Raw genomic sequence first — 20,486 nt, 5'->3', positions numbered from 1 at the left:
AAGCACCCATAGCGCAATTGGATAGAGTGTCTGACTACGAATCAGAAGGTTGTAGGTTCGACTCCTACTGGGTGCATATAACGGGAAATAGCTCAGCTTGGTAGAGCACCTGGTTTGGGACCAGGGGGTCGCAGGTTCGAATCCTGTTTTCCCGATTAAGTAGTCATTTACGATTATTTAACACATCGCGGTGTAGCTCAGCTGGCTAGAGCGTCCGGTTCATACCCGGGAGGTCGAGGGTTCGATTCCCCCTGCCGCGATAGGAATAAGAGCTTGGACCTTTAGCTCAGTTGGTTAGAGCAGACGGCTCATAACCGTCCGGTCGTAGGTTCGAGCCCTACAAGGTCCATCTACTATTAATAGTGGACATTTCCTAGTTACATCATATGGAGGATTACCCAAGTCTGGCTGAAGGGAACGGTCTTGAAAACCGTCAGGTGGGTCAAACCACGCGAGAGTTCGAATCTCTCATCCTCCTTATTATCGCGGGATGGAGCAGTCTGGTAGCTCGTCGGGCTCATAACCCGAAGGTCGCAGGTTCAAACCCTGCTCCCGCAATTGGTCCGTTGGTCTAGTTGGTTTAGGACGCCTGCCTGTCACGCAGGAGATCACGAGTTCGAGTCTCGTACGGACCGTTAAGTTAATATTTTAAAATGGCTACAATGGCTCGGTAGCTCAGTCGGTAGAGCAATGGATTGAAGCTCCATGTGTCGGCGGTTCGATTCCGTCCCGCGCCATATCTGTATTCTGCGGGTATAGTTTAGTGGTAAAACCACAGCCTTCCAAGCTGTTGTCGCGAGTCCGATTCTCGTTACCCGCTTTTTTGGGCCTATAGCTCAGCTGGTTTAGAGCGCACGCCTGATAAGCGTGAGGTCGATGGTTCAAGTCCATTTAGGCCCATTTTGGAGAAGTACTCAAGTGGCTGAAGAGGTGCCCCTGCTAAGGGTATAGATCGCGCAAGCGGTGCGAGGGTTCGAATCCCTCCTTCTCCGTTGTTTCATATTAAAAATATGACCCCTTGGTCAAGTGGTTTAAGACACTGCCCTTTCACGGCAGTAACATGGGTTCGAATCCCGTAGGGGTCATTATATTATCGCGGGATGGAGCAGTCTGGTAGCTCGTCGGGCTCATAACCCGAAGGTCGCAGGTTCAAACCCTGCTCCCGCAATTGGTCCGTTGGTCTAGTTGGTTTAGGACGCCTGCCTGTCACGCAGGAGATCACGAGTTCGAGTCTCGTACGGACCGTCACAAACATCATTCGTTAATGAATGATGTTTTTTTATGGTGTAAATTATGAACTTGAATCAATGTTGCTAACCCATCGATTCCTTTTCTTAAATCCGTCCGACCACAGACGATATAAATCTGATTTAATTGGCGTAAATCAATTAGCCGATTAGTCATGAGCCGCAAAGGCCTTTTTAAGGACCGCCTCCAGAATACGCTGTTGAATACCGTTATAAATAATGATCGTTTGACCATAGATTCTCAATTGACAGGCTGCTTGACGAGCCGCTTTAGACTGGTCATGGGATGCTTGTTTGGTATTTAGAGATACTGGAACAATTTGGTTATGCATTGGAAAACCTCCGTTAATTGATATGCTAAGCATACCGAAAAAGCGGAGGCGAAAATAGGCATCATCTTATTAAGTGCTTACGTAAATAACTGACCGGATTGCTTTATTCTCTATAGGTTACCTTGAAATACAAAAAGAAAGTTCCAATGCTTCTCGGTTTTGAGGCTATTCGTCAAGTGAAGTTAATGAAGTTACTATGGAGTACCTGACCTTAAATTGGGGTAGGTACTTTTTATTTCCGACAGATTTCCGGTGCTGTACTATTCTGAGTTGAGAAATAATTTATTTTGCAAATTTTGGGGTTCATTGTCAGCGTCTATTAAGGATTAGCGATTTTTTTGCGATAGACTGCAATTTTACCGTCTAAAATCAGCCAAGTTAGAACGTCATTCAGTTGATATGGACAGTCCTATTTTCAATGCCGCTTTGATGATGTGAGTGGTTAATCTATCTAGTACTTGCTAATTTTACGGTAAATATTGAAAGTGCTTAGAATACCAATGATGTAAAAAAAGTCGTTGCGGTATACGCAGCGACTTTGAACTTCATACTGAGTTATGATTTTAATGAACGAACGAATGAATAACGGCTTTCATGGTAACCATAATCGGAAGTAATATACTTCGCAAATGGTTTGAATGATTCGCTTCGCAACCAAACGGCATATTCGGAGTCACTATGCCAATTTGTAACAATTACGAAGGCTGCGTTATTTTTAGATTCACGTAAAATCCAAAAGTGCTTAAGGCCATCTGGTTTGTTGTAATCATGCCGAAAACTACTGAATTTAGAATTAAAGACTTTTTGTTCTTCGACGGGTAACTCAATAAAAATAAAGCTAGTCATTCCATGCCAGTCGGCTGATCCCTTTGAAAGTAAAACGTCATATGTTACGGGACTTGAAAAAACTGTTTTTTCACCAGTTAAGTCGAGTAACATGTAGCGATCTTCAGTAGCGTTGGCCTGCATTAAAAGCAAGTCTCGATCAGCATGTTTTTGTTGGATCATAGTTAGAATTTTGCGTGTCCCAAATGTTGCTGCAATCTTTCCACTCATCAATATCACTCCTTATTTATTACATCTATTATTATACGTGTTTTTCAAAATAATTGAAAATATGTTAAGTTGTTGGTTTCATTTTTTCTTGTGGCTATATTAAAATAAGGTAGTACAGAAAATTGAAGGGATGATCAATAATGAAATTAACAGTTCTAGGTTATTACGGTGGTTATCCATATAATGGGGTAGGGACGAGTTCTTACCTAGTTACGGCTGGTGATTATCACTTGTTGCTCGATTGTGGGTCAGGGGCTTTGAACGCCTTAGAAGAGGTTCTAGACCCCTTACAGCTCGATAGTGTTCTTTTAACACATTATCACCATGATCATACGGCCGATGTGGGTGTTTTACAATATTATTGGCAGTTACGTCCTGGAGAACGTAAAACACCGATTTTACCGATTTATGGCCACACAGCCGATCCACTAAACTTTGGTGCGCTGACGTGGGCCGGTGCTACAGAAGGTCGCGCTTATGATCCGGCCGTCATCAACCAGATTGGGCCGTTTGATATTAGCTTTTTGCCAACTAAGCATCCGGTTCCAGCGTACGCGGTCAAAATTGTTGAGCGGGCTACCGGCCAACAATTGGTCTTTTCGGCTGATACAGCTTATTTACCAGAATTGGCAACCTTTGCGACTGGGGCACAGTTATTAATGACTGATACGAATTTTGATGCCGATAAAACCGGAAAAATCTGGCACATGACATCGGCACAATCCGGTAAAACCGCTAAGCAGGCGCACGTTCAAAAATTATTGTTAACACATTTGCCACAAGATATCTCTTTTGATCGGCTGCAACAAGAAGCGCAAGCGGCAGCTGGTCCGGATATTCCGGTGATGGTTGCTCAGAAGTTTTTACAATTAAATCTTGGTTGATACGATAAAGCTTAGCAAATTATTTTGCTAAGCTTTTTTGGTCAGTTTACTGCAAATCGGTTATTAATATCATAAGGTAGAAATGAATTGTATACAACCTTATTAATAACAAAATTCATAATAAAAGCGATTTATTTTAGAGATAAATAACAAAATATGAATAATTGTAAATTAAATAATCAGTTTAATCTAAAATAATTTCGTTAAACCTATTCACAATTAAAAGCGGTTAGCGTATAATGAATTATATTATAGAAATTGATTAACGACGCCAAGGAGGAACCCAGTATGGTTATTTTATATACCGCACCAAGTTGTACCTCATGTCGCAAAGCTAGGGCCTGGTTACAGACACACGACATTGATTTTCAAGAACGCAATCTGTTTACTGAGCCACTTTCAATTGAGAATATTAAGCATATTTTACAGTTAACTGAATCAGGAACGGAAGAGATTATTTCTACGCGATCAAAGGCTTTTCAGCAATTAAATGTTGATATTGATGACTTATCGCTTAATGAATTATTTGATATGATTACTCGGGATCCAAGCCTGTTACGTCGACCAATCATGTTAGACGAAAAACGATTACAAGTTGGTTATAATGAAGATGAAATTCGGCGCTTTTTACCACGGAAGATTCGAACGTTAGAATTATTACGGGCACAACAATTAGCAAATATGTGATAATCATTGGCTAGTTAGCTTAACTAATTGGCCAATTTTTGTATTTTCAGATAGATTACTTTACAATAAACTGAAATAAGTTAAAATTGTGATAGTGATTATGGCCCTTGACACTTAGAAAGGGGTGGATCTGTAATGGAGATGGAACGCATCAACGAAGATACGATTCGCGTCGTTATTGGAAATGATGATCTCAATGAACGCGGCATTCGCGTATTAGATTTACTAGGGAATCATAAGCAAATTGAAAGTTTCTTTTATAGCATCTTGGAGGAAGTTGATGTTGATCATCAGTTTCAGGATAACGATGCCGTGACTTTCCAAGTATTACCGAACCGAAATGGCTTAGAATTATTTATAAGTAAAAATAGTGATAACTTACAAGATACGATTGCGAAAGCCACCCAGTCACCTGATCAATCAGATGATGATGATTCGCAGGATGATGTTTCGGATTATTTAAAACGCAAACTGATGCAGACGGATACGAATCAAGTTGAAGACGGGCAAGGTATTGCGCATAATCCAACTAAGGATACGAATGATCTCGATCCGTATCTTGATGATCCGGACACACCAACTAAGGAATATGTGTTGAAATTTGATCAATTTGAAGATTTGGTATCATTAGCACAGTTATTCCGGCCAGAAGGACTCGCATCTAACTTATTTAAGTATCGGGATCAATATTATCTAGAACTGGTTTTCTTTGTTGACCAATCAACGACGGCAACTATCAAGGACGATGTAGCGGTGGCGTTGGAATACGCTCATTTAGCTAATGTTTCAGCCGACGTATTACTTGAACATGGTGAAAAAATCATGTCTAACGCCGCGTTAGAAACGATTCGTCACTATTTTAAATAGCAGTTTATCACCCCAACATGACGTTTATCCGTGATGTTGGGTTTTTTTGTGATTTAGTGCATCAAGCTGGCTTAATGACTCATGAGTTGGCAGGGATACTTGAGTTGTTTAACGAAGAAGAAATTTTTAAAAAATAACGAGGGAATTTCATAGGAATCGGTGATGGTGACGTAATTATTAGTTGAAGGGAGGGGGAGCGGATGCTTATGGCAATGAACGACTGTCAACAACTGATCAATGCGGCAACTGCGGACCGTCAGTTAGCTTATCAGTGCCCCGGATGTTCACAACCCGTACGTCTCAAACGGGGGTCAGTGGTTGTGCCCCACTTTGCACACGTGCATGTGACGGATTGTCATATTTTCTCAGAAGGCGAAACGGCTGAACATCTTTGCGGTAAACAACTATTAGCCACCTGGTTTGCGGCTAGCGGCTATACGGTTCGCTTGGAAGCCGAATTAGCGGACTTACACCAGCGACCAGATATTTTGGTCCAACGAGCTACGGCGCCACCACTAGTTTTAGAATTTCAGTGTTCCCCCTTGTCAGTAGATCGACTAGCAGCTCGTACTCACGGGTATTGGCGGCATGGTTATCAAGTGTTGTGGTTGTTGGGGCGGCCCTATCAGCGGCAGTTGCATCTCAATAGCAAGGCCTTAAAGTTTTTACAATACCAACAACAGTGGGGGCCATATCTGCTTTTTTTACACGTTACGACTGCTAATGTCCAGTTATTACATCATATTTTGACGCTGGACGCCGAACCATTGAGCTACCAAAGCTACTGGTTAAACACTAAGCAGCAATCGGTCACGAATTTGCGTCGATTCACAGCGACCGTTGATACACTGCCACTGTCAACGAATCATTTACAGCACTATTATCAACAATTAATGTTCGCCCGGCTACGCCATCAACACGTATTTGATCAGTTACAGGCCTATTGTTATCATCGTGGTGGGACGATTGCGCAACTTCCTAGCTGGACCATTCCGACGATCCCGCAATTGCCAATATTGGCAGTGCCGTATCTTGTTTGGCACGGGCACGTTTTTGGTGCGTTACGGCAATGGACTGGTTGTATCACTTCAGGGCAGTTACGCGCATTGATTTGGCATCAACTCCGGCCGTTACTTGCGCGGCGTGTGTGTTTACACGCACGGGGTCAGCTATTACAACAGCAGATTACAGTGATGATGACTATGCTAGTTGATCAGCGCGTCATTATTAAGCAGGGGTCAGTTTGGCAAATCAACGCGCAGCAACTCAAATGGCGTAATCGTTGATTTGAAAACACATGCTACCGTAGTTGCTACAATATGTGGTAATCTAGTGCTATATTGAAATAATTGGAGGAATCTGCATGGTAGCAACTAAAAAATTGCCGACTCGTTCGGCCGTTCCTGAATCGTTGACTTGGGATCTCACGCCTATTTATGCTGATCAGGCTGCGTATGCGGCGGATGTCGCGCAAATCAAAGCTGCAATCCCCACCGTTACAGCACTTAAAAATGATTTCGTCAGCTCGGCCGATACGGTGCTAGCAGGGATTCAGGCTGTCTTAGACTTGTATCGACGATTAGAAAAAGTAGCGGTATATGCTAGTTTGAAGAGTGATCAGGACACTGGAAACAGTACGAATGCGGCTTTAGATGATCAAGCTAGTAGTTTGACGGCCAAGGTATCAGCAGCAACAGCTTGGTTTGAACCGGCTATTTTACAATTGACACCAGGTGAATTGGATACGTATCTTGATGAAAACGTCATGTTACGTGATTATCGGCACTTGTTAGACACGGTAAGGTTGCAAAAAGGGCACGTATTGTCTGAAAGTGAGGAAGCTTTACTGGCAGGGGCTAGTGATATCTTTGGGGCCTCAGCTAAGACGTTTAGTGTGCTAAACAATGCAGATTTTCAATTTCCGACTGTTCAGGATGATGATGGCAATCCTGTAAAGCTCTCACAAGGGCTTTACGGCGTGTTACTAGAGTCCGTCCACCCGGCAGTCCGGCGTAAAGCTTTCGAGGCATTATATCAAGTGTATGGTCAATTTCGGCGCACACTCGCCTCAACGCTTGCCAGTCAAGTCAAAGTGCATAATTTTGTGGCCCAAGCCCATCATTATCCCGATGCGCGAACGGCTGCTTTAGCTGCTAATCAAATTCCAACGTCGGTTTATGATTCTTTAGTCACGGCTGTCGATGATCACTTGCACTTGTTGCATCGGTACGTGGCGTTGCGTAAGCGCCTATTAGGTGTTGATCAGTTGCATATGTATGATATGTATACACCGTTAGTACCTAAACCGACAATCAATTATTCTTATCAACAAGCGCAGGTAACGGCTTTACAAGCACTGAAGATTTTAGGCCCCGACTATCTCAAACATGTAAAAACGGCCTTTACTTCACGGTGGATAGACGTTGTGGAAAATCAGGGCAAACGCAGTGGTGCTTATTCGTCAGGGATGTATGATACTGCGCCGTATATGTTATTGAATTGGCAGGACAATATTGATAATCTATACACGTTGGTGCATGAAATGGGTCATAGCATGCATTCTTATTTCACGACACATAATCAACCTTATCAATATGGTGATTATTCAATTTTTGTGGCGGAGATTGCCTCAACCACTAACGAAAATTTGTTGACTAATCATTTTCTCGCAACTGAAAAGGATCCCCAGATGCGGGCCTATGTCTTGAATTATTACCTGGATGGCTTTAAAGGGACCGTTTTCCGTCAAACCCAATTTGCAGAATTCGAAGAATGGTTACACGAACAAGATCAAGCTGGCCAAGCCTTGACTGCTGACCGGTTATCGAAACAATACTTGCAGTTGAACCAACGCTATTACGGTGATGCCGTGGTCAGTGATCCACAGATCGCCGATGAATGGTCGCGTATTCCACACTTTTATTATAATTACTATGTTTACCAGTATGCCACGGGCTTTGCGGCCGCATCGACATTGGCTGACCGGATTAGTACTAAACAGGCAGGGGCTGTTGATGATTATTTAGGCTATTTGAAGGCGGGTTCTTCGGCATTTCCGATTGACGTCATGCACGGGGCCGGTGTTGATATGACCAAGCCTGATTATCTAGATGCAGCTTTCAAGGTTTTTGAAGCACGCTTAGATGAATTTGAACAGTTAGTGACGAAGCAGTAAGCAGTTGTGTCAGTGCGTATTCATAGTGCAGACGATGAGAATTTAAAAACTGGTATTAGTCAAAAGCACCCGGCGAAAATGATCGTCGGGTGCTTTTGACTGGTAAACCAGTTGAATAATTGCAATTGATGAAATTATAAAACGTGTAATTGTGCGTTAGTCAGGTTAGCGCAACTGGCATTGGTTGCGCGAGTGGCATCTTGAAAAGGGTCTAAGTTGCCATTAACCAAATCAAAAAGTGTCGTGTAATTAAATTGTTCTAACAAGACGCCATAATCATATTGGTCGCAATCAAAAACGACGGCGGAAGACGCCTCGGTAATATTCATTTCTGAAGCCAGTCGTTGATCAGCGTGAAAAGCTTGTTTCGCCAAGTCACTGTCACGATCCTCCATGAACATATCTAAATCAATTTGACAGTCCGTCGCTACTGTTTTGACGAGGTCTTCTGAATAATGTTGGCCGGCCTTAAGCATCGCGGACTGTAATGCAATCAAAAAGTTACGGCCGCGTTTTTTACCTTGAAATAGGGCCGCTTTGTAATCCAAAATAACCCGGTACAACGTTTGTGACTGTTCATTTTGGGCGTGCCAGTCGGATGTTTTGATTCCTTGGCATTTTAAAGCCCGTTGGATAACATTGATGTTCAGTAACGGTACGAATTGAAATTGGATTTGCTTGTCTGAGTCGTTTGCCAATCGTAACACATTTTGTTCATCGCGTACGCATTGGTTTGCCAACGGATTTACAAATAAGTACACTTCTAACACGTCATAATTCCTCCACTTTCTCTATTCGCGTCATAGTGCAGAATACCAATCAAACGAGGTATTTGCAAGTTTTTCATTTCATAAATTTTTAGGACCAAAGCATAACTCGTTACTTAGATTAAACCTTCACCCGTTATCATGCACCGATTTGCTAAATTCGTAAAGTATTTTGTTTCTAGGCTTGTAGTTTGGAAAAAAAGTGAACTTAGGGTTCAATCTCGAGAACGTTAACTTTTTATTCTAGCAAATTATGGTAAAATTTTAGGGTATGGATTGAAACGGAGGTGCCCCGATGGAAGATTGGAATCATTTTTTACTGCCTTATCAGCAAGCTGTTGATGAGCTCAAAGTTAAATTGCGGGGAATGCGGAAACAATTTCGTGATTTGAATCAGCATGAACCGATTGAATTTGTAACGGGGCGGGTCAAACCCGTTGATAGCATTAAGGAAAAGATGACCCGACGTAAAGTTCAAGAAGACCGCTTGGAACAAGATATGCAAGATATCGCCGGTTTACGGATTATGTGTCAGTTCGTTGAGGACATCTATCAAGTCGTTGATTTGTTGCGAAAACGGACTGATATGACGATTTTAGAAGAACGAGATTATATTAGTAATGAAAAGCCATCTGGCTACCGTTCGTATCATATCGTGATTGAGTACCCCGTCCAGATGGTTGGTGGTGAGAAGAAAATTTTGGCCGAGATCCAAGTCCGGACGCTTGCTATGAATTTCTGGGCAACGATTGAGCATTCACTTAACTATAAATATCAAGGGGATTTCCCTGAAAACTTGAGTCAGCGGCTACAACGAGCCGCCGAGGCCGCCTTTAGTTTGGATAAAGAAATGTCAGAAATTCGTGAGGAAATTCAAGAAGCTCAGAGCCTGTTCTCATATGGGAAGGGGCCTAGCAACGATGATCCTGACTCGACAAAGGAAGATCAGAATTCATGAAAGTAACGATTTTTGCAAATGCGAGCGCTAAAACGAAAAAAGTGGCGGGTGAGTTACATACTAAGTTACTAGCTGCTGGATTTGAGATCGACGATGAACACCCCGATATTGTTTTATCTGTAGGGGGCGATGGGACGCTCTTAGCAGCGTTTCATCATTATAGTCACATGGTTGATCAGGTACGCTTTGTTGGCGTGCATACTGGCCATCTCGGCTTTTATACGGACTGGCGTGATTATGAAATCGACCAACTGATAACTGGTTTGCTAGAAGATAATGGGCAGAGCGTCACCTACCCCTTGCTAGCTGTGGATATTACTTATGCTGACACCGATGCTACGGATCATTATTTGGCGTTGAATGAGTCAACGCTCAAAAAACTTGGGAGCACCATGGTTGCCGATGTTTATATTCAAGATGAATTATTTGAACGTTTCCGTGGCGATGGGTTATGCGTCTCAACACCGACCGGTTCAACAGCCTACAATAAATCAGTGGGCGGTGCGGTTATTCATCCGCGATTAGATGCTTTACAAATGGCTGAAATTGCATCGATCAACAACCGAGTCTTCCGAACACTTGGTTCGCCAGTCATCGTAGCGCCATACGAAACAATTACGATTCGCCCACAACAAAAGTCGCACTTTATCTTTACGGCTGATCAAATGGATACCCAACCACGTCCAATTGAACAAATTCGTTATTCGATTGCTAACCGGCGGATTGCCTTTGCACAACACCGGCATAACCGTTTCTGGAAACGAGTTGGAACGTCCTTCATTGGGTTGGACGAACAATGAGGTTTACTTGGATCAATCATGAGGCGACGCCGATGAAGGTCAAAACGCTCCTGGCACAGCACGGCGTGACGCGTAGTTTATTGAAAAAAGTCAAGTTTCATGGCGGAGCGATTCTCGTTAATGAGCAACCAGTATTAGCGATTCACATGTTGACGGGTGGTGAGACCGTGACGATGGTTACACCCGCCGAAATTGGCAATGATCATCTCGGCGTCTCAATGATGCCAATAACTATTTTGTATGAGGATCGGGACTATTTAATCGTGAATAAACCAGCTGGGGTGGCCTCGGTGCCGGCACACGCGTTACCCGATAATACGTTAGCTAATCGGGTGAAGGGCTATTATCAAGCTGCCCATTATGATAATGAAGTTGTGCATATTACAACTCGTTTGGACCGTGATACGAGTGGCATTGTGCTGTTCGCCAAGCACCACTTTGCACACTCGATCATTGACCATCAATTGAAGGCCCACGCGATGCGCAAAATGTACTTAGCCGTGGTCAGTGGCGAATTAGCTGCCGATCATGGTTGGCTAGATGCGCCGATTGGTCGGGCTGCTGATTCGTTTATTAAACGGACCACGCGGCCTGATGGTAAACCATCCTTGACTGAATATTGGGTAGTTAAACGATTGCGCAATATGACGGTGGTGCGGGTACGTTTGCATACTGGTCGGACGCACCAGATTCGGGTTCACTTTGCGGCTAGCGGTCATCCGTTAGTTGGAGATGAGCTTTACAATGGGCCTCGTGATCCGTGGATTCAACGTCAAGCGCTGCATTGCATGCAATTGGAATTTGATGATCCGTTCATTGATAAGACCCTGACGACTTTTGCGCCGTTGCCGTCTGATCTTAGTCGCTTGATTACACATAATCAGCGTGCCAATTCGTAAGTTGGACAGTGGAAGTATTAGTATTTGGTACCAGATTATGCTCGTTCTACTTAGTGCGAATGGTGATTAAAATGTGCTAAATAGTCAGTGCCTATCGTGGCCAACTTAGAACGAAAGCCGACAGTTTGGTTAGGGGCGCCTTGTACTGATACGCAGGCGTTTGAATAACAGCTATTGACGTCTTGATTTTTTAAATCAAAAGGCGCATCTCAAAAAATGAGATGCGTCTTTTTTGGAAGCTCTTAGTATTTAATGATTTTTGTCCCGTGGGCCTGATTAACCCCTAACGTTGCCGTGATGGTCGTTACGTTTGCAGCGGTAATGCCACCACCAGGCAAAATCTGAATCCGATCGGCTGCTTGGGCAATCGTCGTTTGTAAGTGGGGGACACAGTTGTCAATCGTCTGATCAAGTGGACCACCATGTGTCAAAATACGGTCGACGTCATGCTCTACTAACCAATCGATCGCTGTTGCCTGTTGGTCGGCAGGGATGGCGTCAAAAGCCATGTGGAAGGTGATCGACATGCCACCGGCCGCACCAATTAATAGTTCCAAGGCTTCTTCGTCAAGTTGATGATCCGCGGTTAAAGCACCAAATGCGACACCGTCAACACCCAATGATTGGGCCTGTAGGAGATCCGCTTCCATAATTTTTAATTCCGTATCGTTATAGACGAAATCCCCACCACGAGGGCGAATCATGGCGACTAGGGGCACGTGATGTTCACCAGTATACTTGGCCGCTTCGGCCATTACGCCGCGACTGACAGTGGTGCCACCAACGGCCAAATTATCGTTGAGTTCAATCCGTTTCGCACCGGCCGCAATCGCTGCGGGAATGTTGGTGTAATTTTCAACACAGACTTCTTTTAATAACATGAGCTTCATCCTTTGCTAGAAACGAACGCAAACGCCTTCGGGCACGTTGACGTCCTTTTGTAATAGACTTAGTTTACCACTCGTTAAGTCCCGAGCATACAAAGTCGCGTTGTCGGTATTTTGGTTGACGACCACAACAAAGGTTTCAGTTGGATCTAAATCAAAGTCACGGGGGAAGTCACCTTCCGTACTGATTTGCTGAATCAGGGTCAAGTGACCATCTGCGGCTACTTCAAAGACGGCTAACGTGTTGTAGCCACGATTGGAGACGTAGAGAAAATGACCGTCGTGACTTAAACGGATGGCTGCGGCACCGTTATGCGCCGTGTAGTCGGCCGGAATGGTTTTGACAATGCCAAGTTGCGTGAAGGCGCCAGTTTGGGCATCATATTTTAAGCTTGCAATCTGGCTTGATAATTCACCAGCCAAGAAGGCATATTGGCCGTCCGGACTGAACACGAGGTGGCGTGGCCCGAAACCAGCTTCCATAGTGAGTACGGATTGTTCACTTAACTGACCGGCGTCGCTGACGTTATAGACGTAGACCTTATCGCTACCCAAATCGATTACGGCTAAGCGATTGTCTGGCGTGAGGTCGGTGTAATGAATATGGGAGCCATCTTGTTCAGGACAAGGGCCATTGCCACGATGTTGAACGGTATCGACCAAAGTTAGCGCCCCATCCGCAGCAATTTTCATGACTTCGGCCGTTCCCTTATGGTAGTTAGCACTGTAGACGAGTTGCCGGGCTTCGTCGACGGCAACGTAGGCTGGTGGGGTGCCAGGTGCGACGACAGTATTTAGTTTGTGAGCGGTCTGGCCATCTAACTGCCAAGCTGCGATACCGCCCTCGTCATCTTCCTTATCGACACTATATAGGCGATCCTTAGCTGAAAGGGCCAAATAGGTGGGATTTTGAGTAACTGCTAGTAAGCCATCATTAGTTAAGGTTTTGGCAGTGGTGTCAAGGGTTCCTTGGTAAATCCCTTGGCTTGTTTTTTTCGTATACGTTCCGAATAAAATGCGTTCTTGCATGATAACAAACCTCCTTGATAGATAATTCAAGTATAGCATAGATATGCCACGTGTAAGCGATGACAAATTGGCGTCTGCGATTAGGACTATGCTACAATTAAAGCAATTAATTAATCGATGGGGGACTCAATATGACAATAACTGCAACAGTACAATCGATTGGTACGAATGCCATCGATTCCAAGGAACCAATTCTAGTTCTATTCGACGAAACGGCTACGGCACCATTACAGCAAATCGCGGTGGTTCAAAAATTTGAACAGCCCATCACGAGTCTTTCATTAGTTGCTGGTAGCACCATTACGATCGATCAACAAACTTATACGGTGGTTTTTGCCGGTGGGCTAGTTGAAGCTAATTTAACGTCAATCGGGCACGCGACGTTGTACTTCAAACCAGTACCTGCCAAACCAATGGAAAACGGTATTTATTTGACGCCGAACCAGTTACCAGTGATCAAAGTTGGTAGCGTCATTACGTATCAGGCTTAGGAAGGAGGGATTGTTTGAAACCTGATTCACAGAAACAACGGTGGTCAGCACAACGACTCATTCGGATTTTGGTCATTATTTTATTAGTATTGACGATCTTCTTTATGAGTAAACAAGTTGATTGGTTGTTGGCTCCGGTCCGGCAATTCTTTAGTATCGTAGGCCTGCCGATTATTTTGGCTGGCGTCTTGTACTACTTGCTTAATCCGCTGGTTGACTGGCTAGAAAAACGTTTTCACGTGCAACGGACTTGGACGATCATTGGGCTATTTATTGTGGTTGTCGCGCTGCTAGCGTTAGGTATAATTGCGATTATTCCGACGATTCGCGACCAAACCTTATCGATCATCAATGACTGGCCTACTTACTGGAAAAATGCCAGCACAGAAGTTAATCGCTGGATCAATGATCCGCAACTCAGTGGTATTCGTGATCAACTCGAGAGCTGGAATACGGACCTCAGTAAGTTGGTGAGTGGTCGCTTTTCGAAGTACTTGACCGGGACGGTGACTTCGCTTACGGGCGTATTCAGCACTGTGACGACCGTCATCATTGGGTTGATAACGATGCCGTTTATTCTTTTCTACCTATTACGCGATGGTCATCAGCTACCCAAGTATATGGCTAAGTTTGTGCCCACCAAGGCACGCTCGGGATTTTTAGAAGTGTTAACGGAAATCAATTCACAGGTCAGTAATTACATTCGTGGTCAATTGACTGTGGAGTTCTTTGTCGCTGTGATGTTTGCGGTCGGGTACAGCATTATTGGACTGAAATTTGCTTTGACGCTGGGGATTGCGGCCGGAATCTTAAATCTGATTCCGTATTTAGGTTCCTTCCTCGCGATGGTGCCCTCGGTGGTGATTGCGTTAGTCACTTCGCCGTGGATGCTGATCCAAGTTCTGATTGTCTTCGTCATCGAACAAACGATTGAAGGTCGCTTTATTTCACCGTTAGTCCTAGGGAGTAGCTTAGATATTCATCCGATTACGATTCTAGTCGTCTTATTAGCGGCTGGTAAAATCTTTGGGTTGATGGGCGTTATTTTCGGGATTCCGGGCTATGCGATCTTGAAAGTCTTATGGACGCATCTCTTTGACTGGTATCGACGCTCTTCGGGACTATATGAACCAGAAAAAAAGTCATCAGTTGATAAGCCCTAAAAATTAGCATATTAGTTGGCTAGTTGCATGAAAAATACGTGGTAGGGCTGCAGTTAGACGAATAAAGCCAAGTAAAAAGGTTCCACAGAGATCTGTCTGATGACAAATCCTGTGGAACCTTTTTATGGTAGTTGCACTGTTAATCATTAATGAGCTTAGTACTGATTGCCCCTTTACCAGCTCGCCTTTTTAACACCCGGAATTTGACCAGCGTGTGCTAAGCGACGAAAGTTAAGACGGGACATGCCGAACTTACGTAGGTAAGCATGTGGTCGACCGTCAAGTGAGTCGCGTCGATGAATACGCACGGGCGAGGCATTACGCGGTAATTTTGCTAATTCGGCATAGTTACCAGCAGCCTTAAGCGCTTGGCGCCGTTCAGCATACTTAGCCACAGTTGCTTCGATCCGTTTTGCTTTCGCAATTTTTGATTTCTTTGCCATCTGAATGAGTCTCCTTTATGTCATTAAATTCATGCCATTCGGTAGCAAATTCATTTGGACAATTTAAGTCAGCCTTTAGAACAGTTAATAAGATACCACACCTAAATCGTAACAGCTACTATTTTGTTCGCGATGATATGGTATGATTGAACACACGTCCTTTATATGATGTTGTAGTGGCGAATTCTTAGTCTCAGAGAAGCGCAAAAACATCGGATTGATAGGGGACGGCTGATGATAAAATTAACCAAGGCAAGGTGACACCTGTGAAAAAAATTGACCGCGGCATCCAGTTTGTTCAGTCAAACATTGGCCGCTTTCGGTGCTTAGTTTGTAACCAAGCATATGTGACAATTGACGGCCACAGCTTATGCTGTCCCAATGGGCATCAAGTGGATTTTTCTAAAAAAGGGACGTTGTATTTTTTGACGCATCAGGTTGCTAGTGAATATGATGCCAATATGTTAGCGGCCCGCCGCCGTGTTTTGCAAGCTGGTTTTTTTGGCCCGATTGTTCAGGCCATTAATGCGGCATTACCAAAAACGGCGCAACGAATCTTAGATATTGGTAGTGGTGAAGGGACGCCGTTAGCTGACTTGCTGACATTACATGCTAATCCTGCTGATGTTGGGATTGGCTTTGATATTAGTAAAGACGGGGTTAACTTAGCCACCCAATTGACAACATCCGCTTATTATTGTGTGGCAGATTTGGCCCAGTTGCCTTTTACTGATGGGGCGTTTACGGCTATTATGGACGTTTTCTCGCCATCCGCTTACCAAGAGTTTGAACGGGTACTAGTCCCCGGTGGACAGTTACTGAAGATTGTGCCTAATCCTGAATATTTAGTTGAACTGCGCCACCTACTGTTTAAACCAACTGATCGACAATATCAGTATGATAATCAACGCGTGTTAGATCTATTTGCTCAGCATTACCCAGCTGCTAAGCGGCAACGAATTCAATATCAGGTTGCACTTGATGACATTGATTTTAACGACTTATTAGTAATGACGCCACTGCACTGGGGGGCGGATGCTGAACAATTGACAATTGCTAAACAGCAAGGACTAACTAAGATTACGGTTGATGTGAGTTTACTGACGATGCAAAAAGGTTAACATAGGTGCTTGCATGATTGAAATGCCGGTGTTAAGATAACCTTTGAGAAATCGTTTGGCAGTTAACATCGACATGTCGTTGGTGACTACCGAGTTGTACTTCATTAACGTAGCGTTTCGCCGTGCCCACACCGAAATACTACGTTTTTTTGTATTTTCAAAAGGTGTCAGTAATTTGTGAATAGCAATTTTAACGAGAATCGTGCTGATAATATCTTGGTAAGCAATAACGCAGATCATGGATAAATCGTTGTTAATCCGTTTGCCGGTGAAGCAGCTTAAAAGGCCCTCCAGATCAGTCAAGTAAGACTGACGGTGGGCCTTTGTGTATTGAACGATTAATGTAAACTTGAAGTTGTTTGCTGCTTGCGACTGATTAGCCAACCTAAGATGAACCCAATTAGTGCGGGTACACTCCAGCCTAGACCTAGACTGGCAAGTGGTAACCAGGCGTTGAGGTGAAGCAAGGCTTGCAACCAGGACGCTTGCAACCAAGCGGATGGCATGGCGTTAATTCCAGCTAGACTGGCCGGAATCATGGTCCAGGCAGTTGTCATTCCGTATAGCCACCGGGACATCCCAAGCCAAGGGGCTAATACGGCCAGTAGGATTAACACAATGGCGAGCGGGTAAAGAAACATCAGCACTGGGGTTGAATAAGTAATCATTTCAGTTAGCCCAACATTGGCAAGAATGGCTGGAATGAGACAAGCAAGCGTGATTAGCCAATGATAGGAAATCTTAGGAAACATGCCATGCAACGTATCACCGAAAGCTGAGGTGAGACCGATAGCAGTTTTTAAACAAGCGATAATAACAATTAAAGCCAGTAAGACGTTACCGAATCGGCCAAAGTAGGCATCGGCAATTTGAGCTAACGTAATGCCCCCGTTTTCAGCTGGGGCAAACCGGCCTAAGCTCATGGTCCCCATAATCGCTAGCAAGCCATAGATGACGGCCATTAGACTCATACTGATCAGGCCGGCCTTGATCGTGTCAGTTGCGATTTGGCCTGGATCGCGCACACCGAGGTCACGAATCGCATCGATGACGACGATGCCAAAGGCTAACGAAGCTAGTGCATCCATTGTATTGTAACCTTCAGTGAATCCAGTTAGAATTGGATGTTTGATATAGGCTCCACTAGCGGCAACGTTCAGTGTTCCCAGTGGTTTGATGAGGGCTACGAGTATTAAGACCCCTAATAATAGTAAAAAGAGGGGGGTGAGCCACTTGCCAACGTAAGTCATAATCTTGCCTGGATTACGAGCGAGCAGCCAGGTGACCACGAAAAAGGCGATTGAGAAGACCAATAAAACCCCGGATTGTGACTTGGCGGTCAAAAAGGGAGCCAAGCCAATCTGAAAGGCGGTGGTTGCTAACCTCGGCATTGCAAATAGTGGGCCGAGAGTAAAGTATAGTAGTACGGTGAAAACATAGGCGTAAGGGCGGTTGACATTAGTGGCTAGGTCAAATACGCCCTGACTGCGCGTCAGCCCCATGCCGATCACGCCTAGTAATGGAAGTCCAATCCCGGTGATCAATAGTCCGATAATGGCCGCACCAACGTGTTGGCCGGCTTGCTGGCCCAGAAAAATTGGAAAAATCAAGTTACCAGCACCAAAAAAGAGTCCAAATAACATGGTGCCAATGAAGAGCAAATTCCGCCCTGATAAACGGTTATGCATGGTATCCCCACTTTCAAATAATCATGGCAATATTTTAGCATGCTTTGGTGAAGAATTAATTAAAGGTCGGTGAGGGCCCAAACTAGCGTTGATGCTCAGATTAAGCTGTGCTCAGCATTTTTTTATCAATCAGAATTAATTAGTTAGTACGCGTTGACGTTGTCATTAGCAAGTCTAAAGGCCGAGCACTGGCACCAAGCGTCACGAGTAATTGCCTAAAAGGAGATTGAGATAAAACTAAAAGTGTTCAGTTGCTTGAGAAAAGACTGCTTCTCAAGAAACCGAACACAATTTTTCTGCCAATATTGTCGAAACGTGCGCCAAAAGGTGGTTTGTTCCGCTTAATCCAAATTTGGTGACTATTCCAAGCCCGGGAATGAGCGCCGAATTGACGTTAATGCTTGCGAGCAGACCACCTGTTGTTCCACTCTCTGGGAGTTATATGCTAAATTCACACAGGCTGTCTAAGTTGACACAATTAAGTCACCTTAGTGAAGCCGCTGGTATGCTAACTACATGGCGAGCATTACTGGTTGGCGACTGTGAACCGTTCCTGATGATGTTGAGGTGCTTCAAGCTCGTCTAAAACGGCGACCGCCATCGTCCCACTATTGGTCACTGATTCACCATCAGCGTTCGTTAGCAACGTATCTTGACCGTACTGAACCGGAGTGGCGGGACCAGTCGTGAAGGTTGCGGCTGGGGAGATGCCCACCCAATCGACGTTGGTGACCGTCCGTAAGAAAGTCAGTTCGGCCAATTGATTTTGCGGAATGGCGACAAAGGCAGCGTTAGCCGGATTACTTTCGATGTCGTGTACGAAGAGGTGCTGATCATCGCCAGTGGTTAAACTACCAGCACCTAGAATAAAGACGAGGCGTGGTCGTTGCTGTTCACGAAGTTGCGCGATAAGCTTAGTTGCGAGGTCCACGTGTCGATAAGCTTTGTCCGGACTAGTGGCCATGGCATCCACGACCACATCAACCGTTTGTAATTCGGATAATGTTAGGTCAAACGCATCTTGGGCCTTGGTCTGTAAGTTAGGGTTGGCCGGCAGGGTAGCTAGTTTTGTTTCGGAGCGCCCGATGGCTACAACGGTGTGCCCACGGTCAAGTGCTAGTTTGGTGATGGCTGACCCGGCCATACCGGTTGCCCCAATAATCATAATTTTCATAGATGATTCCTCCTCGGTTTATATCAATTGTTTAGATGAATTGTCAGTACTAATTGTAAGGCGTACGGTGATTAGTATAGGAAAGATTAGTTAAGAATGCGAACAATGCGTTTTTTTAATTTCAAAATTCGCTGTTGGGTCGGAGACATGGTATGATTAATAAGATTGCTATGAATCAACATGGCACAGAGACTAATATGAATGAGGACGATTATTTTGACAAATCACATTGCGTTATTTGAACCGTTAATGCCGGCTAATACTGGTAATATTGCCCGGACCTGTGCCGGAACGGATACGGCCTTGCATTTAATTGAACCATTGGGTTTCAAAATTGATGATAAGCACCTAAAACGGGCTGGCTTGGACTATTGGGATAGTGTGGATATTACTTATCACGCTGACTTGCAAGACTTTTTAGCTAGTATTCCTAATTTAGATCAGCTGTACTTAGTGTCCAAGTTTGCCGAGCATGATTATGCGGATGTTGATTACAGTGACACCAGTAAGGATCATTACTTTTTATTTGGTAAGGAAACGACTGGTTTACCAGAACCCTTTATGCGCCAGTATCCAGAAAAAGCGATTCGAATCCCCCAAGATGATTCACATATTCGGGCCCTGAATTTATCGAATTCCGCTGCCATCGTGATTTATGAGGCCTTACGCCAACAACAATTTCCGAACCTTGAACGGTCACACCACTATGAAAATGATAAGTTGAAGTAACCAGCAAAACGTGCACTAGCGCTAAACGTTAGGGTGCGTTTTTTGATGGGGGACGGGGGAACTTGAGTTTGTTATAATAAAGATAGGAC

22 protein-coding genes and 14 tRNA genes are annotated in these 20,486 nt (G+C 44.3%); 26 read left to right on the top strand and 10 right to left on the bottom strand.

Annotated features, from left to right (window positions below):
- Positions 1-2 precede the first annotated feature (2 nt).
- From RXV91_RS05090 to RXV91_RS05025, 14 genes are all read left to right on the top strand, one after another.
- Positions 3-76, top strand: a tRNA-Arg gene (locus RXV91_RS05090).
- A 5-nt stretch (positions 77-81) separates the two neighbouring features.
- A tRNA-Pro gene (locus RXV91_RS05085) sits at positions 82-155 on the top strand.
- Between the two features lie 31 nt (positions 156-186).
- Positions 187-260, top strand: a tRNA-Met gene (locus RXV91_RS05080).
- 15 nt (positions 261-275) lie between these two features.
- A tRNA-Ile gene (locus RXV91_RS05075) sits at positions 276-349 on the top strand.
- A 39-nt stretch (positions 350-388) separates the two neighbouring features.
- A tRNA-Ser gene (locus RXV91_RS05070) sits at positions 389-478 on the top strand.
- Between the two features lie 6 nt (positions 479-484).
- A tRNA-Met gene (locus tag RXV91_RS05065) sits at positions 485-558 on the top strand.
- Positions 559-560: 2 nt separating this feature from the next.
- Positions 561-635, top strand: a tRNA-Asp gene (locus RXV91_RS05060).
- Positions 636-664: 29 nt separating this feature from the next.
- Positions 665-737 (top strand) — tRNA-Phe (locus RXV91_RS05055).
- 12 nt (positions 738-749) lie between these two features.
- A tRNA-Gly gene (locus RXV91_RS05050) sits at positions 750-820 on the top strand.
- 5 nt (positions 821-825) lie between these two features.
- Positions 826-900, top strand: a tRNA-Ile gene (locus RXV91_RS05045).
- Between the two features lie 4 nt (positions 901-904).
- Positions 905-992: transfer RNA gene (locus RXV91_RS05040), tRNA-Ser, on the top strand.
- A 20-nt stretch (positions 993-1,012) separates the two neighbouring features.
- Positions 1,013-1,085, top strand: a tRNA-Glu gene (locus tag RXV91_RS05035).
- A gap of 9 nt (positions 1,086-1,094) precedes the next feature.
- Positions 1,095-1,168 (top strand) — tRNA-Met (locus RXV91_RS05030).
- Positions 1,169-1,170: 2 nt separating this feature from the next.
- Positions 1,171-1,245 (top strand) — tRNA-Asp (locus tag RXV91_RS05025).
- 9 nt (positions 1,246-1,254) lie between these two features.
- Here the strand turns inward: RXV91_RS05025 and RXV91_RS05020 are convergent.
- From RXV91_RS05020 to RXV91_RS05010, 3 genes are all read right to left on the bottom strand, one after another.
- Positions 1,255-1,404 carry an IS66 family insertion sequence element accessory protein TnpB gene (locus RXV91_RS05020; RefSeq protein WP_316438944.1) on the bottom strand — a complete coding sequence of 50 codons (150 nt, stop codon included), beginning with the start codon at positions 1,402-1,404 and terminating at the stop codon, positions 1,255-1,257.
- Positions 1,397-1,579, bottom strand: coding sequence for a hypothetical protein (locus RXV91_RS05015; protein WP_316438943.1), 183 nt, complete (start codon positions 1,577-1,579; stop codon positions 1,397-1,399). Before RXV91_RS05015 ends, RXV91_RS05020 begins: the two co-directional genes overlap by 8 nt.
- Positions 1,580-2,134: 555 nt before the next feature.
- On the bottom strand, positions 2,135-2,635 hold the full coding sequence (locus tag RXV91_RS05010) for a hypothetical protein (RefSeq protein ID WP_316438942.1): 501 nt from the start codon (positions 2,633-2,635) through the stop codon (positions 2,135-2,137).
- A 140-nt stretch (positions 2,636-2,775) separates the two neighbouring features.
- Here RXV91_RS05010 and RXV91_RS05005 point away from each other — a divergent pair, with 140 nt between their 5' ends.
- The 5 genes from RXV91_RS05005 to pepF all read left to right on the top strand — a co-directional run bounded on the left by RXV91_RS05005 (position 2,776) and on the right by pepF (position 8,248).
- The gene (locus RXV91_RS05005) at positions 2,776-3,519 is read left to right on the top strand and encodes an MBL fold metallo-hydrolase (protein WP_316438941.1); all 744 of its coding nucleotides are present in this window, start codon (positions 2,776-2,778) and stop codon (positions 3,517-3,519) included.
- A 288-nt stretch (positions 3,520-3,807) separates the two neighbouring features.
- Complete coding sequence (spxA, locus tag RXV91_RS05000) at positions 3,808-4,206, top strand: transcriptional regulator SpxA (protein ID WP_021732151.1); 399 nt, start codon at positions 3,808-3,810, stop codon at positions 4,204-4,206.
- Positions 4,207-4,341: 135 nt separating this feature from the next.
- Complete coding sequence (locus RXV91_RS04995) at positions 4,342-5,073, top strand: adaptor protein MecA (protein ID WP_316438940.1); 732 nt, start codon at positions 4,342-4,344, stop codon at positions 5,071-5,073.
- A gap of 200 nt (positions 5,074-5,273) precedes the next feature.
- Positions 5,274-6,359 carry a competence protein CoiA family protein gene (locus RXV91_RS04990; protein ID WP_316438939.1) on the top strand — a complete coding sequence of 362 codons (1,086 nt, stop codon included), beginning with the start codon at positions 5,274-5,276 and terminating at the stop codon, positions 6,357-6,359.
- 77 nt (positions 6,360-6,436) lie between these two features.
- A complete protein-coding gene (gene pepF / locus RXV91_RS04985) occupies positions 6,437-8,248 on the top strand; it encodes an oligoendopeptidase F (protein ID WP_316438938.1) in 1,812 nt (603 codons plus the stop codon).
- A gap of 134 nt (positions 8,249-8,382) precedes the next feature.
- Here pepF and RXV91_RS04980 read toward each other — a convergent pair whose 3' ends face one another.
- Positions 8,383-9,018 (bottom strand): DsbA family protein, encoded by a 636-nt coding sequence (locus RXV91_RS04980; protein ID WP_316438937.1) that lies wholly within the window; start codon positions 9,016-9,018, stop codon positions 8,383-8,385.
- Positions 9,019-9,310: 292 nt separating this feature from the next.
- Here RXV91_RS04980 and RXV91_RS04975 point away from each other — a divergent pair, with 292 nt between their 5' ends.
- From RXV91_RS04975 to RXV91_RS04965, 3 genes are read left to right on the top strand one after another with little or no spacing between them, the layout of a single operon-like run.
- Complete coding sequence (locus RXV91_RS04975; RefSeq protein ID WP_021732145.1) at positions 9,311-9,973, top strand: GTP pyrophosphokinase family protein; 663 nt, start codon at positions 9,311-9,313, stop codon at positions 9,971-9,973.
- Complete coding sequence (locus tag RXV91_RS04970; RefSeq protein WP_021732144.1) at positions 9,970-10,773, top strand: NAD kinase; 804 nt, start codon at positions 9,970-9,972, stop codon at positions 10,771-10,773. The genes RXV91_RS04975 and RXV91_RS04970 overlap by 4 nt, the downstream gene beginning before the upstream one ends.
- A complete protein-coding gene (locus RXV91_RS04965) occupies positions 10,770-11,672 on the top strand; it encodes an RluA family pseudouridine synthase (RefSeq protein WP_316438935.1) in 903 nt (300 codons plus the stop codon). The genes RXV91_RS04970 and RXV91_RS04965 overlap by 4 nt, the downstream gene beginning before the upstream one ends.
- Positions 11,673-11,914: 242 nt before the next feature.
- Here the strand turns inward: RXV91_RS04965 and RXV91_RS04960 are convergent, their stop codons facing one another.
- Both RXV91_RS04960 and RXV91_RS04955 read right to left on the bottom strand, forming a co-directional pair.
- Complete coding sequence (locus tag RXV91_RS04960; protein WP_316438933.1) at positions 11,915-12,553, bottom strand: copper homeostasis protein CutC; 639 nt, start codon at positions 12,551-12,553, stop codon at positions 11,915-11,917.
- A gap of 15 nt (positions 12,554-12,568) precedes the next feature.
- A complete protein-coding gene (locus RXV91_RS04955) occupies positions 12,569-13,588 on the bottom strand; it encodes a lactonase family protein (protein WP_316438931.1) in 1,020 nt (339 codons plus the stop codon).
- 131 nt (positions 13,589-13,719) lie between these two features.
- On the opposite strand from RXV91_RS04955, the gene RXV91_RS04950 reads away from it, so the two are divergent.
- Both RXV91_RS04950 and RXV91_RS04945 read left to right on the top strand, forming a co-directional pair.
- On the top strand, positions 13,720-14,079 hold the full coding sequence (locus RXV91_RS04950) for a PTS glucitol/sorbitol transporter subunit IIA (RefSeq protein WP_316438930.1): 360 nt from the start codon (positions 13,720-13,722) through the stop codon (positions 14,077-14,079).
- 14 nt (positions 14,080-14,093) lie between these two features.
- A complete protein-coding gene (locus RXV91_RS04945; RefSeq protein WP_316438928.1) occupies positions 14,094-15,242 on the top strand; it encodes an AI-2E family transporter in 1,149 nt (382 codons plus the stop codon).
- Positions 15,243-15,415: 173 nt separating this feature from the next.
- Here RXV91_RS04945 and rpsN read toward each other — a convergent pair whose 3' ends face one another.
- Entirely contained in the window at positions 15,416-15,685 is a 270-nt protein-coding gene (gene rpsN, locus RXV91_RS04940; RefSeq protein WP_021732138.1) for a 30S ribosomal protein S14, read from the bottom strand.
- Between the two features lie 266 nt (positions 15,686-15,951).
- Here rpsN and RXV91_RS04935 point away from each other — a divergent pair, with 266 nt between their 5' ends.
- Positions 15,952-16,806 carry a methyltransferase domain-containing protein gene (locus RXV91_RS04935; RefSeq protein ID WP_316438927.1) on the top strand — a complete coding sequence of 285 codons (855 nt, stop codon included), beginning with the start codon at positions 15,952-15,954 and terminating at the stop codon, positions 16,804-16,806.
- Here the strand turns inward: RXV91_RS04935 and RXV91_RS04930 are convergent.
- From RXV91_RS04930 to RXV91_RS04920, 3 genes are all read right to left on the bottom strand, one after another.
- Positions 16,783-17,046: a hypothetical protein gene (locus RXV91_RS04930; protein ID WP_316438926.1), complete on the bottom strand. Its 264-nt coding sequence runs from the start codon at positions 17,044-17,046 to the stop codon at positions 16,783-16,785. The genes RXV91_RS04935 and RXV91_RS04930 overlap by 24 nt on opposite strands.
- Before the next feature lie 98 nt (positions 17,047-17,144).
- Entirely contained in the window at positions 17,145-18,494 is a 1,350-nt protein-coding gene (gene brnQ, locus RXV91_RS04925) for a branched-chain amino acid transport system II carrier protein (RefSeq protein ID WP_316438924.1), read from the bottom strand.
- Positions 18,495-19,020: 526 nt separating this feature from the next.
- Positions 19,021-19,668 carry an NAD(P)H-binding protein gene (locus RXV91_RS04920; protein WP_316438923.1) on the bottom strand — a complete coding sequence of 216 codons (648 nt, stop codon included), beginning with the start codon at positions 19,666-19,668 and terminating at the stop codon, positions 19,021-19,023.
- 216 nt (positions 19,669-19,884) lie between these two features.
- Here RXV91_RS04920 and RXV91_RS04915 point away from each other — a divergent pair, with 216 nt between their 5' ends.
- Positions 19,885-20,397: a tRNA (cytidine(34)-2'-O)-methyltransferase gene (locus tag RXV91_RS04915; RefSeq protein ID WP_316438922.1), complete on the top strand. Its 513-nt coding sequence runs from the start codon at positions 19,885-19,887 to the stop codon at positions 20,395-20,397.
- Positions 20,398-20,486 lie beyond the last annotated feature (89 nt).

Source organism: Lactiplantibacillus sp. DA1 (genome assembly GCF_032681335.1).
Taxonomy (GTDB): Bacteria; Bacillota; Bacilli; order Lactobacillales; family Lactobacillaceae; genus Lactiplantibacillus.
The sequence above is the reverse complement of the archived record's forward strand: the minus strand, read 5'-3'. Positions and strand labels throughout refer to the sequence as shown.

Bases quoted from the DNA above. Each gene is read 5' to 3' on its own strand.
- brnQ (WP_316438924.1), bottom strand. From the start codon at position 18,494: ATGCATAACCGTTTATCAGGGCGGAATTTGCTCTTCATTGGCACCATG.
- RXV91_RS04975 (WP_021732145.1), top strand. From the start codon at position 9,311: ATGGAAGATTGGAATCATTTTTTACTGCCTTATCAGCAAGCTGTTGAT.
- spxA (WP_021732151.1), top strand. From the start codon at position 3,808: ATGGTTATTTTATATACCGCACCAAGTTGTACCTCATGTCGCAAAGCT.
- RXV91_RS04920 (WP_316438923.1), bottom strand. From the start codon at position 19,668: ATGAAAATTATGATTATTGGGGCAACCGGTATGGCCGGGTCAGCCATC.
- pepF (WP_316438938.1), top strand. From the start codon at position 6,437: ATGGTAGCAACTAAAAAATTGCCGACTCGTTCGGCCGTTCCTGAATCG.
- RXV91_RS04960 (WP_316438933.1), bottom strand. From the start codon at position 12,553: ATGTTATTAAAAGAAGTCTGTGTTGAAAATTACACCAACATTCCCGCA.
- RXV91_RS04970 (WP_021732144.1), top strand. From the start codon at position 9,970: ATGAAAGTAACGATTTTTGCAAATGCGAGCGCTAAAACGAAAAAAGTG.
- RXV91_RS04965 (WP_316438935.1), top strand. From the start codon at position 10,770: ATGAGGTTTACTTGGATCAATCATGAGGCGACGCCGATGAAGGTCAAA.
- RXV91_RS05015 (WP_316438943.1), bottom strand. From the start codon at position 1,579: ATGCATAACCAAATTGTTCCAGTATCTCTAAATACCAAACAAGCATCC.
- RXV91_RS04950 (WP_316438930.1), top strand. From the start codon at position 13,720: ATGACAATAACTGCAACAGTACAATCGATTGGTACGAATGCCATCGAT.
- RXV91_RS04995 (WP_316438940.1), top strand. From the start codon at position 4,342: ATGGAGATGGAACGCATCAACGAAGATACGATTCGCGTCGTTATTGGA.
- RXV91_RS05020 (WP_316438944.1), bottom strand. From the start codon at position 1,404: ATGACTAATCGGCTAATTGATTTACGCCAATTAAATCAGATTTATATC.
- RXV91_RS05005 (WP_316438941.1), top strand. From the start codon at position 2,776: ATGAAATTAACAGTTCTAGGTTATTACGGTGGTTATCCATATAATGGG.
- RXV91_RS04990 (WP_316438939.1), top strand. From the start codon at position 5,274: ATGCTTATGGCAATGAACGACTGTCAACAACTGATCAATGCGGCAACT.
- RXV91_RS04930 (WP_316438926.1), bottom strand. From the start codon at position 17,046: ATGATCTGCGTTATTGCTTACCAAGATATTATCAGCACGATTCTCGTT.
- RXV91_RS04955 (WP_316438931.1), bottom strand. From the start codon at position 13,588: ATGCAAGAACGCATTTTATTCGGAACGTATACGAAAAAAACAAGCCAA.
- rpsN (WP_021732138.1), bottom strand. From the start codon at position 15,685: ATGGCAAAGAAATCAAAAATTGCGAAAGCAAAACGGATCGAAGCAACT.
- RXV91_RS05010 (WP_316438942.1), bottom strand. From the start codon at position 2,635: ATGAGTGGAAAGATTGCAGCAACATTTGGGACACGCAAAATTCTAACT.